Below are 16,919 nucleotides of genomic sequence, written 5' to 3' on the forward strand. Positions count from 1 at the left end.
ACCTTGTCTCGCTGGCAATCGGGTTTTTTCGAGGTGCCCTTACGCTTGCGCCGGGCAGCGTGGCAATGCCGCAATGAGCAAAAAACCGCGCATGAGCCGGTTATTTTCCCTGGCGGTGCCCTGCTATCCCGATCGCACCTCGAAGTGCTCGAACATCGCCGCTACCTGCTGCTGCAAGCCGGCTTGCGGCCAACCTGCTGCGATGGCAGCGAACGGCTGCGGCAGCTGCGGGCCGGGGCGCAGCAGCTGCCAGGCGTAGCGGCGCACGCCGCGGCGGGCCAGGTCGGTAGCCAGTTGCAGCAGGGTGGCGTCGTTGTGCAGTGCCGGGTGGATGGTGCTGCGGCATTCGAAGGCGGTGCCGTGCGCCAGCAGCAGGTCGAGGCAGGCGAAGGCGCGGGCGCCGCTGCCGCCGCTGCCGGTCAGCGCGGCGTAGCGGCCGGGCTGGGTCTTGATGTCCAGCCCCACCCAGTCCAGCAGCGGCAACACCCGCTGCAGCCGGTGCGGGTAGCCGCCGGCGGTGTGCAGGCCGGTGGCGAAGCCCAGTGCCCGCACCTCGGCCAGCAGTGCCGGCAAGGCGGGGTCGGACAGCGGCTCGCCGCCGGAGAACACCACGCCATCCAGCAGGCCGCGGCGGCGTTGCAGCTGTTCGCGCAGCTGCGGCCAACGGTGGTGGCCGTGGCGGCGTTGCAGCAGCGCGGGGTTGTGGCAGTAGCCGCAGCGCCACGGGCAGCCGGCCAGGAACACCACTGCGGCCAGCCGGCCCGGCCAGTCGCAGGCGGAGAACGGCTGCCAGCCGCCGATGCGGGCGCGCTCAGCCGGCGCGCTGTTGGTCGAAGTGGCGGCGTTCATGGAATTCACCCTGCTTGCCGGTGTTGAACGAGGCTACCGGGCGGTGGTAGCCCATTACCCGCGTCCATACCTCGCAGCGGGTGCGTTCTTCGTCTTTCAGTTCAATGGCTTGCTGGTTCTGCATGGGGTTTCCTTTCAGGTTGGCCGCATGGCGGCGGTGGGCATGGTTTTTTGCTGCGGAGCCGGTGCTGCTTAGTCGCAGCAGGCGGCGCGGCGCTTTTTCTCGATCAGCTCGGTATCGCACTTCGGGCAGTAGTCGTGGCGGCCGGACAGGTAGCCGTGGCTCGGGCAGATCGAGAAGGTCGGGGTGATGGTGATGTAGGGCAGGCGGAAGTTTTCCAGCGCGCGGCGCACCAGCTGGCGGCAGGCGTCGGCACTGCTCACCGCCTCGCTCATATACAGGTGCAGCACGGTGCCACCGGTGTATTTGCGCTGCAGCTCGTCCTGGCGCAGCAGCGCCTCGAACGGGTCGTCGGTGAAGCCCACCGGCAGCTGGCTGGAGTTGGTGTAGTAGGGCTGCTGCGGCGTGCCGGCCTGCAGGATGCCGGGGTAGCGCTTGTTGTCCTCGCGGGCGAAGCGGTAGGTGGTGCCTTCCGCCGGCGTGGCCTCCAGGTTGTACAGGTGGCCGGTGGCCTGCTGGAACTCGACCATGCGCGCGCGGATGTGGTCCAGGTAGCGGCAGGCGAAGGCGTGGCCCTGGTCGCTGGTGATGTCGTGCTGATCCGCGCTGAAGTTGCGGATCATCTCGTTGATGCCGTTCACCCCCAGGGTGGAGAAGTGGTTGCGCAGGCTGCCCAGGAAGTGGCGGGTGTACGGGTACAGCCCGCCGTCGATGTGCTGTTGCACTACGCGGCGGCGTGCTTCCAGCACCTCGCGGCCCAGGTTCAGCAGACGGTCGGTCTCGGCCAGCAGCGCGGCCTCGTCGCCGGCAAAGCGGTGGCCCAGGCGTGCGCAGTTGAGGGTGACCACGCCTACCGAGCCGGTCTGCTCGGCGCTGCCGAACAGGCCGTTGCCGCGCTTCATCAGCTCGCGCAGGTCCAGCTGCAGGCGGCAGCACATGCTGCGCACCATGTGCGGCTCCAGTTCGGAGTTCACGAAGTTCTGGAAGTAGGGCAGGCCGTACTTGGCGGTCATGGCGAACAGCAGCTCGGTGTTGTCGCCGTACCAGTCGAAGTCGCGGGTGATGTTGTAGGTGGGGATGGGGAAGGTGAAGGCGCGGCCGCAGGCATCGCCGGCCAGCATCACCTCAATGAAGGCGCGGTTGATCAGCGCCATTTCCGCCGCGCAGTCGCCGTAGCGGAACGGCATCTCCTCGCCGCCCAGCACCGGAATCTGCTCGCGCAGGTCTTCCGGGCAGACCCAGTCGAAGGTGAGGTTGGTGAACGGTGTCTGCGTGCCCCAGCGACTGGGCACGTTCAGGTTGTAGACCAGCTCCTGCATGCATTGCCGCACCTGCGCGTAGCTCAGCGCGTCCTTTTTCACGAACGGCGCCAGGTAGGTATCGAAGGAGCTGAACGCCTGCGCGCCGGCCCATTCGTTCTGCAGCGTGCCAAGGAAGTTGACGATCTGGCCGCAGGCGCTGGACAGGTGGCGCGGCGGCGCGGATTCCACCTTGCCGCCCACGCCGGCAAAGCCCAGCTGCAGCAGGGTGCGCAGCGACCAGCCGGCGCAGTAGCCGGACAGCATGTCCAGGTCGTGGATGTGCAGGTCGCCGTGGCGGTGAGCGCTGGCGGCTTCGGCCGGAAACACCTCGTTAAGCCAGTACTCGGCGGTGAGCTTGCCGGCGATGTTGAGGATCATGCCGCCCAGGCTGTAGCCCTGGTTGGCATTGGCCTGTACCCGCCAGTCGGCACGGGACAGGTATTCGTTGATGCTGCTGACGGCATCGACGTGGTGGCTGGGGCGTGCGTTCATGTTTGCTCCAATATCTTGTGTTTGGAGAATTGTATGAACGCACCATCTGGTGTTAATTGATGTGTATCAAGCCCCTGAAAATACCCTTGGCATGCTGCGTGGCAGCAGGGTTGGCCGCATCACGGCAGCAGCGGCGCCGGCATCACGATGCTGCGCTGGAAGCGCAACAGGGTTCGCCCCGGGTTGTGGTAGCGGTAGCCCTGCCCGGTGCTGTAGCCGGCGGTGGCGCCGGCCAGCAGCGTCAGCGCGGTGTCGGCATAGCGCAGCTGCAGCGTGCCGCTGTACACCTCCACGATCTCGCCGCAGCCGGCCGGGTCCGGCGTGGCCTGGTAGCTGTCGCCGGGCGCCAGCTGCCACTGCCACAGCTCCAGCGTGCAGTTCGGCAACGCCAGGCTGTGCAGCAGGGTGGCGTGGCTGTCCTGGCTGTTGCCCTGCCACACCCGCACCGGCGCCTCGCTGCCCGGCGGGCGCACCAGTTCGGAGAAGGTCAGCCCCAGCGCGCCGGATAGCCGGTCCAGGGTGGCGATGCTCACATTACTGGCGCCGGCTTCGATATTCACCAGCATGCGGCGGCTGACATCGGCGGCGGTGGCCAGTTTTTCCTGGCTCCAGCCCAGGCGCTGGCGTGCATCGCGCAGATTGTGCGCCACGTGGTTGCACACTTGCTGCGTAGAGTGATCATTCATTGTGCAGTATATTGCTCACTTATAGATATGTGCACTATAGTGCACAGGATCGAGCACTCACCCTACACCCGAGCCCATACCATGTCCACCCTTGCCGCCAGCGCCAGCGCCAGCCCGCCTGCCCGTTCCCTGCTACCCGACCTGTCCCTGGTGGTGGTCACCATGCTGTGGGGCGGCTCCTTCCTGGCGGTGCAGACTGCGCTGCACTGGGCCGGCGCCTTCAGTTTCGTCGGCATGCGCTTTTGCGTGGCATCGCTGCTGGCCTTGCTGCTGTGCCGACGCGAGCTGCGCAACATTACCCGTGGCGAGTGGCTGGGCGGCATGGCGGTGGGGGCGGTGCTGTACGGTAGCTACAACCTGCAGACCCTGGGCCTGCCCTATATCCCCAGCAGCACCTCGGCCTTCCTCACCGGCCTGTACGTGCCGCTGGTGCCGCTGCTGCAGTTGATCCTGTTCCGCGAGCGCCCCAGCCTGGCGGCCTGGGGCGGCATCCTGCTGGCCTTTATCGGCCTGCTGCTGCTGGCGGGGGTGAATGGCCTGAGCATCCACCTGGGGCTGGGCGAGACGCTCACGCTGGTTTCCACGCTGACCATTGCGCTGGAAATCTGCCTGATCAGCCACTTTGCCGTGGGCTGCAACGCGCGACGCATGGCGCTGGTGCAGTTGCTGACCGTGGCACTGCTGTCGCTGGGGTCGGCGCTGGTCTCCGGCGAGGCGCTGCCGCAATGGCACCCGGTGCTGCTGCTGTGCGTGCTGGGGCTGGGCTGCACCACGGCGCTGATCCAGGTGATGATCAACTGGGCGCAGCGCACGGTGCCGGCCACCCGCGCCACCATCATTTACGCGATGGAGCCGGTGTGGGGTGGCGTGGTGGGTTGGCTGGCCGGCGAGGCGATGACGGCCGGCAATGTCGGCGGTGCCGCGCTGATCGTGGCCAGCGTGCTGCTGAGCCAGCTGGGCGCCCGCAAGCCGGAGCACGCCCCGGCCTGAAGGTTGGCCGCACGCTCAGCGTGCCAGCAGCTCCAGCGAATCCGCCAGCTCGCCCACCCGCTGCTTGGTGGCATCCACCAGGCCGCCGATTTCACCGGCGGATTCGGCGGATTCGGCGGAGCGGTTGGCGAGCTTGCGCACTTCATCCGCCACCACCGCGAAGCCGCGGCCCATCTCGCCGGCCCGCGCCGCTTCGATGGAAGCATTCAGCGACAATAGATTGGTCTGCGCCGCAATATCGTTGATCACGGTGACGATCTGGCCGATCTGGCTGCTGGAATGCATCACCGCGCGCATGGCGTGGTCGGTGGCGGCGCGCGCCTCGCGCTCGGTGCTGACATCGTGCAGGAAGGCGGTGTAGCCGATGCCGTCGTCGAGAATGATCTTGGATAGCGACAGCGTGGCCCACAGCGTCTTGCCGTCGCGGCGCTCGATTGCCACCTCGCGGCTGGTGCCCACGATCTTGTCGTGGCCGGTGCTGCGGTTGGCATTCACCAGGTTGTCGTGATTGGGCTGGATCGCCATCGGCACCAGCATCTTCACGTTCTGGCCCAGCACCTCGCGCCGCTCCAGCCCCCACAGTTTTTCCGCCGCGCGGTTGAAGAAGGTCACTTTGTTATCGTGATCGATGGTCACCACCGCATCCTGCGCCTGCTCCAGCGTCTGGTTGATGACCTCGCGCGCCGAGCGTTCGCGGCTGATGTCCTTCACGAAGGCGGTGTAGGTGATGTCGTCGCCAACCTGCACCTTGGACAGCGACAGGCTGGCCCACACCTTGCTGCCGTCGCGGCGCTCGATTTCCACCTCGCGGCTGGTGCCGACGATCTTGTCGTGGCCGGTGCTGCGGTTGGCGTTCACCAGGTTGTCGTGATTGGGCTGGATGGCCATCGGCACCAGCATCTTCACGTTCTGCCCCAGCACCTCCTGCCGCGACAGGCGCCACAGCCGTTCGGCGGCGGCGTTGAAGAAGGTGACGTTGTTGTGCCTGTCGATGGTGACCACCGCGTCCTGCGCCTGCTCCAGCGTCTGGTTGATGACCTCGCGCGCGGCGCGTTCGCGGCTGATGTCCTTCACGAAGGCGGTGTAGACGATGCGGTCCTGCAGCCGGATCTTGGACAGCGACAGGTTGCCCCACACCCGGCTGCCGTCCTTGCGCTCGATCTCCACGTCGCGGCTGGTGCCGACGATCTTGTCCTGGCCGCTGCTGCGGTTGCTGTCCACGTAGTGGTCGTGCTGCGGCTGGTGCAGCTTGGGCACCAGCATCTTCACGTTGCGGCCCAGCACCTCGTCGCGGCGGTAGCCCCACAGCGTTTCCGCCGCGCGGTTGAAGAAGGTGACGTTGTTGCGCTCGTCGATGCTCACCACCGCGTCCAGCGCCTGTTCCAGCGCCTGCTCGGCACGTTCGCCGTGCTCGTGCTGCGCGCTGGCGTCCTTGAGGAACAGCACGCGTTCGCCATTCAGTTCGGCCTGCGACAGCTGCACCCAGCGGCGGCTGCCGTCAGCGCATTGCAGCGGGTACGCGCGGCTGCCGTCGCGCGCCACGGTGGCGGCGTCCGGCAGCTCGGGCAGCAGGCGCGCCAGCGGCGTGGCGGGCAGCTGCTGGCGGCTGATGCCCAGCAGGCTGGCGGCGGCGGCATTGCCGTAGCGGATGTTCTGTTGCGCGTCGAGCACGAGTACGGCGTCGCTGTGCTGCTCCAGCAACGGCGACGCCATCTGCTTTCGCCGGCTGGCGGGCAGCAGGCGGCCCAGGAATGTAGGTACGGGGTGGGTCATGGCGGGTCACTCCACGGGGTGGCACGGTGGGGAGGCCGGCCTGGTTGGAAATATCTGTTAATTTTTCTATCTAATAGGTAGATACTTCAATATGTATATATATTTTTCGTGTAAGTAAAACTACTCAATGTCGCTGGAAAGCCACTTGGCATGTGTGTTGGGCATCGCTCATGGCAGATGCAAGGGGAATGGGCGGCGGAGTGCAGGGGTAGTTGGCTGTGCAGCCGGGGCAGATGATGCAACACCGGGGAGGCTTGCCGCCTGGTGGCAGCTCGGGCGGCCGCTGCAGGCTGCAGCGGCCGTTGTGATGGGCCTGCCACCGTTGTGCGGCAGCAGGGCAGCGTTCTTAGCTGCGCGGGGCGGCGTTCAGCCGGGGGGCATGCGGTGTTTCGGTGCGCGGGTTGAGGTTGGCCGCAAACTGGCGGGTGGCGGCGGCCCAGGAGAAGCGCTCCGCCACCTGGCGTACGTGGTCGCGATCCAGCCGCAGCGCCTGCAGGCAGGCGCTGTGCAGGTCGTTGTGCAGCACGCCGCCGCCGCTGTCGCCCACCACGTCCAGCGGGCCTGCCACCGGGTAGGCCGCTACCGGCGTGCCGCAGGCCATGGCCTCCAGCAGCACCAGGCCGAAGGTGTCGGTAAGGCTGGGGAACACGAACACGTCCGCCGCGCGGTAGAAGCGCGCCAGTTCGTGCTGCGGAAACACGCCGGCAAAGTGCACTGCCGGGTAGCGCTGGCGCAATTCTTCCAGCTGCGGGCCTTCGCCCACCACCCACTTGCTGCCGGGCAGGTCCAGCTGCAGGAAGGCTTCGATATTCTTTTCCACCGCCACGCGGCCGATGTAGACGAAGCGTGGCGGCGCGGTTTCCAGCCGGTCGCGCTCGCCAGGGCTGAACAGCGAGGTATCCACACCGCGCCCCCACAGCACCACATTGTTGAAACCGCGCTGGCGCAGCGCGCGCACGATGCTGGGCGTGGGCGCCATCACCGCGGCGGCCGGGGCGTGGAAGCGGCGCATGAAGGCGTAGCTGATGGCCAGCGGCAGCCGCGTGCGGGCGGCAACGTATTCCGGAAAACGGGTGTGATAGGCGGTGCTGAACGGCTGGTCGTGGCGCAGGCACCAGCGGCGTGCCGCCCAGCCAAGCGGGCCTTCGGTGGCGATGTGCACCGCGTGCGCATCGAATGCGGCCAACCTTTGCGCCACCTTGCGGTAGGGGAACAGTGAGATGCGGATGTCCGGGTAGCTGGGTAGCGGCATGGTGGCAAAGCCGTCGCCATCATCGTGCTCGCCGCCCAGCGGGGTGATCAGCGCCACTTCGTGGCCCAGGGCACGCAGCTCGCGTATGGTTTCCAGCAGGCTGCGCACCACGCCGTTGACTTGTGGCAGCCAGGCATCGCTTACGATCATTACGCGCATGCGCTGTGCTCCTCGCTGCTGTGCGCCGACAGCGGGTCGGCGGCGATATCGATATCCGCCACCGGCTGCGGCATGGTCGCGCTGCTGCTCTGGGCGGCAAGGTGCGTCCAGTACAGCACCTCCAGCCGGCCGTCGTGGTGTTCCACCAGCGCCGACAGGCTTTCCACCCAGTCGCCACAGTTGCCGTAGACGATGCCGTCGATATCCTTCACTTCGGCCTTGTGGATGTGGCCGCAGATCACGCCGTCAAAGCCGCGGCGGCGCGCCTCGGCCGCCAGGATGTGCTCGAAATCGCTGATGAAGTTCACCGCGTTCTTCACCTTGTGCTTCAGGTACTGCGACAGCGACCAGTACGGCCGCCCCAGCTTCTGCCGCAGCCAGTTGACGTGGCGGTTCAGCTCCAGGATCACGGTGTACAGGCTGTCGCCCAGGTAGGCCAGCCACTTCACATGCTGGATCACGCCGTCGAATTCGTCGCCGTGGATGATCAGCAGGCGCTTGCCGTCGGCGGTGTGGTGCTCGGCCTCGCCACGAATGGCGATACCGCCGAAATCCAGTCCGGTATACTGGCGGGCTGCTTCGTCGTGGTTGCCCGGCACGTACACCACGCGGGTGCCCTTGCGCGCCTTGCGCAGCACTTTCTGCACCACATCGTTGTGTGCCTGCTTCCAGTACCAGGATTTCTTCAGCTGCCAGCCATCGATGATGTCGCCCACCAGGTACAGGGTGTCCGACTCGTTGTGCTTGAGGAAATCCAGCAGAAAGGCGGCCTGGCAGCCGCTGGTGCCAAGGTGGATATCGGATAGCCAGATGGTGCGGTAGCGGTGGCTCATGGTGACTCTCGTGCCGGTCGGATGGCCAGATGGTGCGACCGTTCTGTGACAGCACCATGAGCGGTGGGTGACGGCAAGGTGACAGGCTGCCAAGAAACTGCGCGGCGGGGTGCCTGTCGATGCTCTTAAGCTTGCATTAATGCAAGTGGTTTTCAATACCCGCCTGCGCCTGGCCGCAGGTGTATTCCTCGTATAGCGAAAGTCATGAAGAAGTTCTTCCGCCCCGAGCGGGCAGAGTGGCTGGCCCTGGCCGCATCAATATTGTTTGTCGCGCTGTTCAACCTGCCGTTCTGGCAGCGCATGCTGGCCATCGTCGGCCCGCTGGACGGGCACGGCGTGAAGATGCTGGGCCTGGCCTTCGTGCTGCTTACCGCCTTCATCAACCTGCTGCTGCTGTTGCTGTTGTGGCCACGCATCGGCCGCCCGCTCTTGACCGTGCTGTTCGTGCTTACCGCCGCCATCAGCTATTTCATGAGCCAGTACGGCGTGCTGATCGACATGAACATGGTGCGCAACGCCATGCAGACCGACGGCGCGGAGGTGCGCGACCTCATCACCGTGAAGATGGTGCTCACCGTGCTGCTGCTGGGCGGCCTGCCCAGCCTGTGGCTGTGGAAGGCGCCGCTGCGCTTCCGCCCGGTGCTGCGCGAGCTGGGCTGCCGCCTGCTGGCCTTGCTGGTGAGCAGCGGTGTGCTGCTTGGCGTGGCCATGGTGGGTTACCAGGACTTTGCCTCGCTGTTCCGCAACAACCGCGAGCTGCGCTTCGTGATTACGCCTACCAACTACCTGCAGGCCACGTCGTCCTATCTGCAAAGCCGCTACGAAAAGGCGCAGCCGCTGCAGCAGGTCGGGCTGGACGCCAGGCGCGGCAAAGGTTGGCCGCAAGGCAGCAAGCCGCGCGTGCTGGTGCTGGTAGTGGGTGAAACCGCCCGTGCCGACCACTTTTCGCTCAACGGCTACGCCCGCCAGACCAACCCGGAGCTGTCGCAGGCAAGCGGGCTGATCAACTACCCGGATGCCTGGTCCTGCGGCACCGAAACCGCGGTGTCGGTGCCGTGCATGTTCTCCTCGCTGCCGCGTGAACAGTTCGATACCGACGAGGCGCGACACCGGGAAAACCTGCTCGACGTACTCAAGCGCAGCGGGCTGGATGTGGCCTGGCTGGACAACAACTCCGGCTGCAAGGAAGTGTGCAACCGGGTGAGCACCGAACTGCTTTACGACGACCAGGACCCGAAGTACTGCAATAGCGAGGAATGTTTCGACGACATCCTGCTGGGCGCGCTGGATAGCCGCCTCAAGCACCTGCGCCACGATGCCGTGATCGTGCTGCACCAGAAGGGCAGCCACGGCCCGGCCTACTACAAGCGCTACCCGCCGCAGTATGCGGCGTTCCAGCCGGAGTGCCGCACCAGCGAGCTGCAGAAGTGCGGGCGGCAGGAAATCGTCAACGCCTTCGACAACACCATCCGCTACACCGACCACATCCTGGCGCAGATCATCGCCCGGCTGCAGGCCGACAAGCGGGTGGCCGGCAGCCTGTTCTACCTGTCCGACCATGGCGAATCGCTGGGCGAAAACAATATGTACCTGCACGCCACGCCCTACATCGTGGCGCCGGATGCGCAAAAGCACATCCCGATGCTGGCCTGGTTCTCGCCGCAGTGGCTGGCGGCGGACGGCATGACGCCAGGCTGCCTGCAGCAGGGCAGCCGCCAGCGCTACAGCCAGGACAACCTGTTTCACACCGTACTCGGGCTGATGGATGTGCAGACCAGCCTGTATGAAAAAGGGCGGGACATGTATGCCGCCTGTCGCACGCAGTAACCGTTAGGAACCCACCATGTCTCTCGAAGCGCTGAACATCGCCGTTTTCAAATCCATTGCCGCTCAGGCCGGCACCGCACCCTGGCACATCTCGCTTGCCCGGCTGGCCGCGGCAGACCTGATCTACTTCCTGCCGCTGATGCTGGTGGTGATGTGGCTGTGGGGCAACGAGCGCACCCGCAACACCGCGCTGCGCGCACTGGCGGTCACCGTGCTGGCACTGCTGGGCAACCTGCTCATGGGCAGCCTGTGGTACCACCCGCGGCCGTTCGCCATCGGCCTGGCGCCGAACTGGATCAACCACGCGGCGGATTCCTCCTTCCCCAGCGACCACATGACGGTCTGCTGTGCCATCGCCTTCTCCTGGCTGGCTTCCGGCTGGCGCTGGCTGGGCCGCAGCAGCCTGGTGCTGGCGCTGCTGGTGGCGCTGGGCCGCATCTACCTGGGTGTGCACTACCCGCTGGACATGCTGGGGGCGGCGCTGATGGCGGCTGCGGCCAACCTGGTGGTCGCACGGCTGTGGCCGCAGCTGGGCGGCAGCCTGCAGCACACGCTGCAGGGCGTGTACCAGCGCCTGTTCGCGCTGCCGATCAGCCGCGGCTGGTGCCGCCGCTGAGCACGGGCGTCGGTTAAATCTGGATTGGGCCCGGTGAAGCGAGGCCCAACGTTTACCGTGTTGTTTTGCGGGTAGTTTTGTATCCGCTGCGCGGATGATGATTTTGATGCCGGTTCCGCCCGGCGGACGGGGTACTTTCTTTTGCTTCGCCAAAAGAAAGTACCCAAAGAAAAGGCGACGCCCTGATATCTATTGGCGCTGCTCGAAACCCCGTGCAAAAAGGCACGCCCCAGGCGCCGCCGAACTCGTCCCTCGCTAACGGCTCGGGACTCGGACAGATCGGCGTCTTAAAACCTGGGGCAAATTAATACAATTTCGCCCGGCTCGCGCCAACGGGCTTGGGGCAAGTCGCTCTCGTCCTGATACCCGAATAGCAGGAGGAGTTGAGTGAACACGGTGTGTAACTTTTCACCGCGCGCAGCAGATCGTGAGCAGCTGTAAGCGCCGGTTAAGCCTGGCCGGCTACAGTTGCCTCCGTAGCTGCAGGCGTGCAGCTGCATCGCTCAGGGAATGCCACGTTATGAACCGACTGTTTGTTGCAGTTTTGCTGGCGGCCTCGGCCGCCAGCGTTTTTGCCGCGGCCCGCTGCCCGGCGCAGCCGAAGGGCAAGTGGCAACCGGAAGCCGAGTTCAGGAAGCAGCTGGCCAGCCAGGGCTACCGCATCAGCCGCTTCCGCATCAGCGGCAACTGTTATGAAGTCGAGGGTCGCAACCGGGACAACAAGCAGGTCGAGATCGATTTTGACCCGGTCTCCGGCAAGCCGGTCAGAAGCGATATCGAAGACTGATTGCCTTTACCTTGCCCAGAGTCTGTCCAGCATGCCGTCGCCAGGCGGCATGCCGAACCGGCTTTCACAGGAGAATTTCATGTCCGCCATGCAGGAACAACTTGCCATCAACCGCGCCAAGGTGTGGGACCCGTTCGTGCGCGTGTTCCACTGGTCGCTGGTGAGCTGCGTCACCCTCAACCTGTTCATCCTGGAAGAGGGCAAGCAGGCGCACCGCTGGAGCGGCTACATCGCCGTCGGCCTGGTGCTGGCGCGCCTGCTGTGGGGCTTCATCGGCAGCGAGCACGCCCGCTTCGCCAGCTTCTTTCCCACCCCGTCGCGGCTGAAAAACCACCTGGGCGCCATCAGGCGCGGTCAGCACCCGCAGGTGGTAGGCCACAACCCGCTGGGCGCGCTGATGATGTTCGCGCTGATGGGGCTGATCCTGTCGCTGGGCGTTACCGGCTACCTGCTGCGCACCGATGCCTACTTCGAGGACGAAATGCTGCAGGACATCCACGGCGCCATCGCCAACACCCTGATGGCACTGGTGGGCCTGCATGCGCTGGCCGCCATCGTGATGAGCCGCATCGAGCGGGTGAACCTGGTTCGTGCCATGATTACCGGCATCAAGGAATGGCGTCAGGGGTGATACATGCGGGTGCTGATCGTCGAGGATGACCCCCTGATCGGGGACGGCCTGCAGGCCGGCTTGCAGGCGCTGGGCTTCAGCTGCGACTGGCTGCGCGATGGCAAGCTGGCGCTGTCCGGCATCCACGCCGCGCCTTACGACGCGGTGGTGCTGGACTTGGGCCTGCCCGGCATGGACGGCCTGGAGGTACTGGCCGCCTGGCGTAAGGCCGGCCGGCAGGAGCCGGTGCTGCTGCTCACCGCGCGCGACGCGGTGAACGACCGCATCCGCGGGCTGGATGCCGGTGCCGACGATTACCTGACCAAGCCGTTTGCCCTTGGCGAGTTGGCCGCAAGGCTGCGCGCGCTGCTGCGCCGCCGCAGTGGCAGCAGCGTGCCGCAACTCAGCCACGGCCGCGTCAGCCTGGACCCGGCGGCGCGCCAGGCCACGCTGGATGGCGAGCCGGTGGCCTTGTCCGCGCGCGAACTGGCGGTGCTGGAAGTGCTGCTGAACAACCGCAACCGCGTGCTCAGCCGCGCCGAGATCGAAGAAAAGCTGTACGACTGGGCGCACGAGGTGGAAAGCAATGCGGTGGAGGTACACATCCACCACCTGCGCAAGAAACTGGGTGCCGATTTCATCAAGACCCGCCGCGGCCTGGGCTACACCCTGGGGGATGCGGAGTGAGGGCCAGCCTGCGCGGGCAGCTGATTCGCGGCCTGCTGCTGGTGGTCACGCCGCTGTGGCTGATCACCAGCGTGCTGATGGCGCTGGATGCCCGCCACGAAGTCTACGAGCTGTACGACAACCAGCAGCGCAGCTTTGCACAGCAGCTGTACAGCACGCTGCCGGTGCTGCTGCGCCAGCGCGGCGAGCCGGTGCAGCGCGAGGATCATGTCGACCACCAGGCCATCGCGCTGTGGGGGCCGCAGGGGCAGCCGCTGCTCACCGACCCGGAAGGCGTGGAGCTGAGCTACCACGGCGGCAAATCCGGCTTCCATACCGTGATGCACGACGGGCGCGAATGGCGGGTGTACTACCTGTCCGGCGTGGAGGGTACCGTGGCGGTGGCGCAGGAGCTCAGCGAGCGGCGCGAGATCATTCGTGGCCTGCTGGGCACGCAGAGCCTGCTGTGGCTGCTGCTGCTGCCGTTTGCGCTGGGCGCGGTATGGTGGGCGCTGGGCCGCGGCCTGCGGCCGCTGGAGGCACTGCGCAGCGCGCTGCGCCAGCGCCAGCCGGACGATGCCACTCCGCTGTCGCGCGAGGTGCCGCGCGAACTGCAGCCGCTGATCGACAGCATGAACGGCCTGATCGACCGCTCCGCCGGCACGCTGCAGCGCGAGCGGCAGTTCACTGCCAGCGCCGCGCACGAACTGCGCAGCCCGCTGGCCGCGCTGCGGGTGCAGGCCGAGCTGCTGACCCTGCTGGATGAACCGGCGGCTCGCAATGCCGCCGCCGGCAAGGTGATGCAGGGCGTGGACCGCGCCAGCCACCTGGTGGACGAGTTGCTGTCGCTGTCGCGGCTGGAACAGCAGCAGGGTCTGCCCAGCCAGCCACTGGACTGGGCGCAGATCGTGGAGCAGGCCTGCCAGCAGGTGGCGGAGCTGGCGGCACAGCGCGGCAGCCATATCGAGCGGCAGATCAGCGGCGCACCGTTGGCCGCAGGCGAGGCCACGCTGCTTACCCTGCTGCTGCGCAACCTGCTGGACAACGCGCTGCGCTACTCGCCGGCGGGCAGCCGCATCGTACTGGAAGCCGGCCCAAGGCAGATCCGCGTGCTGGACAACGGCCCCGGCATCGCCGCCGAATACCTGGCGCAGGTAGGTCAGCGCTTCTTCCGCCCGCCGGGGCAGAGCCAGAGCGGCAGCGGCCTGGGGCTGTCCATCGTGCGCCGCATCGCCGAGCTGCATGGCCTGACGCTGGCCTGGCACAACCGGGAACAAGGCGGCTTGGCGGTGGAGCTGACTGCCGGCCATTGAGTGCGGCGTGCATTGCTTATCGATCCCGCGTTGATAAGCAATGCAGATTTTCTTGGTTCGTGCCCCTGCGGCGCTTGGCTAGATTCTCCCCATCGCATACCAACTGATAGGGATCACGCCATGAAGCGCCTTACCCGCCTTGCCACCGCCACCACCCTGCTGTTTGCCCTGTCCGGCCATGCGCTGGCCGACGTCACCCTGCTCAACGTGTCCTACGACCCCACCCGCGAGCTGTACCAGGACTTCAACACCGCCTTCGCCAAGTACTGGAAAGCCAAGAGCGGCGAGACCGTCACCATCAAGCAGTCGCATGGCGGCTCCGGCAAGCAGGCGCGCTCGGTGATCGACGGCCTGGAAGCCGACGTGGTGACCCTGGCACTGGGCTACGACGTGGACGCACTGAATACCGAAGCCAAGCTGATCCCGCCCAACTGGCAGCAGCGCCTGCCCAACAACGCCTCGCCCTACACCTCCACCATTGTGTTCCTGGTGCGCAAGGGCAACCCGAAAGGTATCAAGGACTGGAACGACCTGGTCAAACCGGGGGTGGAAGTGGTGACGCCGAACCCGAAAACCTCCGGCGGCGCGCGCTGGAACTACCTGGCCGCCTGGGGCTACGCGCTGAAACAGCCGGGCGGTAACGACGCCAAGGCCAAGGACTTCGTGCAGAAGCTGTACCAGCACGTGAAAGTGCTGGATTCCGGCGCCCGCGGCGCCACCGTCACCTTCACCCAGCGCGGCATCGGCGACGTGCTGCTGGCGTGGGAGAACGAAGCCTACCTGTCGGTGAAGGAATTCGGCCCCGACAAGTTCGACATCGTCACCCCGTCGCTGTCCATCCTGGCCGAGCCGCCGGTGAGCGTGGTGGACAAGGTGGTGGACAAGCACGGCACCCGCAAGGTGGCCGAAGCCTACCTGCGCTACCTGTACAGCCCGGAAGGCCAGGAGCTGGCGGCGAAGAACTACTACCGCCCGCGTGACCCGAAAGTAGCCGCCAGGTACGCCGGCCAGTTCAGCAAGGTGAAGCTGTTCAGCATCGACCAGCTGTTCGGTGGCTGGACCCGCGCGCAGAAGACCCACTTCGCCGACGGCGGCGTGTTCGACCAGATCCAGGTGAAGTGATGCTGAGCCGCCTGCCGTTGCAGCTGCTTGCCGACGGCGGGCTTGCCGATGGCCGCACCCTGCTGGCGCTGGCGCGCGGGCAGGGTGCGTTCGTGCTGGAAGCGCTGCCGGCGCTGGATGTCTGGCTGCAGGCCGCCACGTCACCGTTCGTGCTGCTGGCGCATGGCGACTTCTGCCTGCCGGCACTGGCGGCCGTGGACGCAGACAGCCGCTGCCGTGCCGCGCTGCTGCTGTCGCCGCAGGGCGACCCGCTGAGCGCGCGGGCGTTGCCGTATCCCGCACTGGTGGCCTGCCACCGCCCCGACCCGCGTTACCCGCGCCTCACCCAGGCCGCCGGCCTCGCCGCCGCCTGGCAGGCGCGGCTGCATTTGCTGTCCGGCAGTGATGACGCTACCGAACTGGCGCCGCTGCTGGCCGAACTGAGCCGGCTGGCCAGCCAGCCGCTGGCGGGGGAGTGCTGAGGGGAGGTTGGCCGCATGGTGATGCGGCCAACGTTCTTGTTCCGTTTCTTGTAGGGCGGGTTGAACCATAGGTTCATACCCGCGCACAGCCAATCACCTCACGCGGGTATGGCCTGTGGTCAACCCGCCCTACGAGGTTAGGCGCTTCCACCAAAGCAACCTTCCAAAAATAGTGCGTAGGTTGGGTTGAGCGCAGCGAAGCCCAACGTTTACCGAGTCAGGTTTTGTATCCGCTGCGCGGATGTTGTTTGAAGTCGCCGGTTCCGCCCGGCGTACGGGGAGGGGGGGCGTGCCGCCGCCCCCCTCCACCCCCGCTCGCCCCAATGGTCCGCGAAACCCCGGCAAAAACGGCACCCGCAAGGCGCGGCCGAACTCGCCGCGCGCTAACGTCGCGCGGCTCAGACAAAGCGGCCGCTTAAAACCTTGCGGATACCGTTTTTGCCGGCGCTCCCCGTGGGGCAGTTTGGGTGCTACACAACGTTGGCCGCATGTTGTGGTCGTGGGTTGATGCGGCCAACGTTTTTGTTTCGTCTCTACGAGTGGCGCCGCCAACGGTAGGGCGGGTTGAACCAACGGTTCATACCCGCGCAAGCCGCCAACATTGCGCGGGTATGCCTGCGGCCAACCCGCCCTACGGCAGACCTCCACCCGACAATTATGCCCACAAAACAAACAGCAGAACCGAACCGACGTGCCCCAATCCCGTTGGCGCGAGCCGTGCAAAATGGTGCGCCCCAGGTTTTAAGACGCCGATCTGTCTGAGTCCCGAGCCGTTAGCGAGGGGCGAGTTCGGCGGCGCCTGGGGCGTGCCTTTTTGCACGGGGTTTCGAGCAGCCGCCGGGGCGCCGGGGATTGTTAAGGGGGCCGCGGTGGCCCCCTTAACCTGTCCGCCGGGCGGAACCGGCACCTAAATCATCATCCGCGCAGCGGATACAGAACTACCCGCAAAACCACGCGGTGAACGTTGGGCTTCGCTACGCGCAACCCAACCTACGCGCTGTTTTGCCGGCGCTTCCCGTGGGGCAATCGGGCGCTTCACAACGTTGGCCGCATACCTTGTT

General features: G+C 66.2%; 16 protein-coding genes. 9 read left to right on the forward strand and 7 right to left on the reverse strand.

All coding sequences use genetic code 11. The annotated features are described in order from the left end of the window. Positions 1-123 precede the first annotated feature (123 nt). The 4 genes from PSELUDRAFT_RS07695 to PSELUDRAFT_RS07705 all read right to left on the reverse strand — a co-directional run bounded on the left by PSELUDRAFT_RS07695 (position 124) and on the right by PSELUDRAFT_RS07705 (position 3,449). A complete protein-coding gene (locus PSELUDRAFT_RS07695) occupies positions 124-849 on the reverse strand; it encodes an anaerobic ribonucleoside-triphosphate reductase activating protein (RefSeq protein WP_088966294.1) in 726 nt (241 codons plus the stop codon). Beyond that, positions 812-973: an anaerobic ribonucleoside-triphosphate reductase gene (nrdD, locus tag PSELUDRAFT_RS19325; protein WP_157725060.1), complete on the reverse strand. Its 162-nt coding sequence runs from the start codon at positions 971-973 to the stop codon at positions 812-814. Before nrdD ends, PSELUDRAFT_RS07695 begins: the two co-directional genes overlap by 38 nt. Positions 974-1,041: 68 nt before the next feature. Further along, positions 1,042-2,763: a ribonucleoside triphosphate reductase gene (locus tag PSELUDRAFT_RS07700; RefSeq protein ID WP_088966295.1), complete on the reverse strand. Its 1,722-nt coding sequence runs from the start codon at positions 2,761-2,763 to the stop codon at positions 1,042-1,044. 119 nt (positions 2,764-2,882) lie between these two features. After that, a complete protein-coding gene (locus PSELUDRAFT_RS07705; protein ID WP_088966296.1) occupies positions 2,883-3,449 on the reverse strand; it encodes a helix-turn-helix transcriptional regulator in 567 nt (188 codons plus the stop codon). Between the two features lie 81 nt (positions 3,450-3,530). Here PSELUDRAFT_RS07705 and PSELUDRAFT_RS07710 point away from each other — a divergent pair, with 81 nt between their 5' ends. Then, positions 3,531-4,439 carry a DMT family transporter gene (locus PSELUDRAFT_RS07710; RefSeq protein WP_088966297.1) on the forward strand — a complete coding sequence of 303 codons (909 nt, stop codon included), beginning with the start codon at positions 3,531-3,533 and terminating at the stop codon, positions 4,437-4,439. A gap of 15 nt (positions 4,440-4,454) precedes the next feature. Here PSELUDRAFT_RS07710 and PSELUDRAFT_RS07715 read toward each other — a convergent pair whose 3' ends face one another. The 3 genes from PSELUDRAFT_RS07715 to PSELUDRAFT_RS07725 all read right to left on the reverse strand — a co-directional run bounded on the left by PSELUDRAFT_RS07715 (position 4,455) and on the right by PSELUDRAFT_RS07725 (position 8,456). Then, a complete protein-coding gene (locus PSELUDRAFT_RS07715) occupies positions 4,455-6,212 on the reverse strand; it encodes a PAS domain S-box protein (protein ID WP_088966298.1) in 1,758 nt (585 codons plus the stop codon). A 346-nt stretch (positions 6,213-6,558) separates the two neighbouring features. Continuing rightward, positions 6,559-7,623, reverse strand: coding sequence for a glycosyltransferase family 1 protein (locus PSELUDRAFT_RS07720; RefSeq protein WP_088966299.1), 1,065 nt, complete (start codon positions 7,621-7,623; stop codon positions 6,559-6,561). Continuing rightward, positions 7,614-8,456 carry a UDP-2,3-diacylglucosamine diphosphatase gene (locus PSELUDRAFT_RS07725; protein WP_167748521.1) on the reverse strand — a complete coding sequence of 281 codons (843 nt, stop codon included), beginning with the start codon at positions 8,454-8,456 and terminating at the stop codon, positions 7,614-7,616. Before PSELUDRAFT_RS07725 ends, PSELUDRAFT_RS07720 begins: the two co-directional genes overlap by 10 nt. A 204-nt stretch (positions 8,457-8,660) precedes the next feature. Between PSELUDRAFT_RS07725 and PSELUDRAFT_RS07730 the strand changes: the two genes are divergently transcribed. The 8 genes from PSELUDRAFT_RS07730 to PSELUDRAFT_RS07765 all read left to right on the forward strand — a co-directional run bounded on the left by PSELUDRAFT_RS07730 (position 8,661) and on the right by PSELUDRAFT_RS07765 (position 15,858). After that, on the forward strand, positions 8,661-10,283 hold the full coding sequence (locus tag PSELUDRAFT_RS07730) for a phosphoethanolamine transferase (protein ID WP_088966300.1): 1,623 nt from the start codon (positions 8,661-8,663) through the stop codon (positions 10,281-10,283). A 16-nt stretch (positions 10,284-10,299) separates the two neighbouring features. After that, the gene (locus tag PSELUDRAFT_RS07735) at positions 10,300-10,899 is read left to right on the forward strand and encodes a phosphatase PAP2 family protein (protein ID WP_088966301.1); all 600 of its coding nucleotides are present in this window, start codon (positions 10,300-10,302) and stop codon (positions 10,897-10,899) included. A gap of 520 nt (positions 10,900-11,419) precedes the next feature. Continuing rightward, on the forward strand, positions 11,420-11,686 hold the full coding sequence (locus tag PSELUDRAFT_RS07740) for a PepSY domain-containing protein (RefSeq protein WP_088966302.1): 267 nt from the start codon (positions 11,420-11,422) through the stop codon (positions 11,684-11,686). A 79-nt stretch (positions 11,687-11,765) separates the two neighbouring features. Further along, a complete protein-coding gene (locus PSELUDRAFT_RS07745; protein WP_088966303.1) occupies positions 11,766-12,317 on the forward strand; it encodes a cytochrome b/b6 domain-containing protein in 552 nt (183 codons plus the stop codon). 3 nt (positions 12,318-12,320) lie between these two features. Continuing rightward, positions 12,321-12,983: a response regulator gene (locus tag PSELUDRAFT_RS07750; RefSeq protein WP_088966304.1), complete on the forward strand. Its 663-nt coding sequence runs from the start codon at positions 12,321-12,323 to the stop codon at positions 12,981-12,983. Then, the gene (locus tag PSELUDRAFT_RS07755) at positions 12,980-14,275 is read left to right on the forward strand and encodes an ATP-binding protein (RefSeq protein WP_231895333.1); all 1,296 of its coding nucleotides are present in this window, start codon (positions 12,980-12,982) and stop codon (positions 14,273-14,275) included. Before PSELUDRAFT_RS07750 ends, PSELUDRAFT_RS07755 begins: the two co-directional genes overlap by 4 nt. A 120-nt stretch (positions 14,276-14,395) precedes the next feature. After that, positions 14,396-15,397, forward strand: a complete 1,002-nt coding sequence (locus PSELUDRAFT_RS07760; RefSeq protein WP_088966305.1) for a sulfate ABC transporter substrate-binding protein — start codon at positions 14,396-14,398, stop codon at positions 15,395-15,397. After that, the gene (locus tag PSELUDRAFT_RS07765; protein WP_088966306.1) at positions 15,397-15,858 is read left to right on the forward strand and encodes a hypothetical protein; all 462 of its coding nucleotides are present in this window, start codon (positions 15,397-15,399) and stop codon (positions 15,856-15,858) included. The genes PSELUDRAFT_RS07760 and PSELUDRAFT_RS07765 overlap by 1 nt, the downstream gene beginning before the upstream one ends. The last annotated feature ends 1,061 nt before the right edge of the window (positions 15,859-16,919 follow it).

Origin of the sequence: Vogesella sp. LIG4 (assembly GCF_900090205.1) — a bacterium.
GTDB lineage: Bacteria > Pseudomonadota > Gammaproteobacteria > Burkholderiales > Chromobacteriaceae > Vogesella.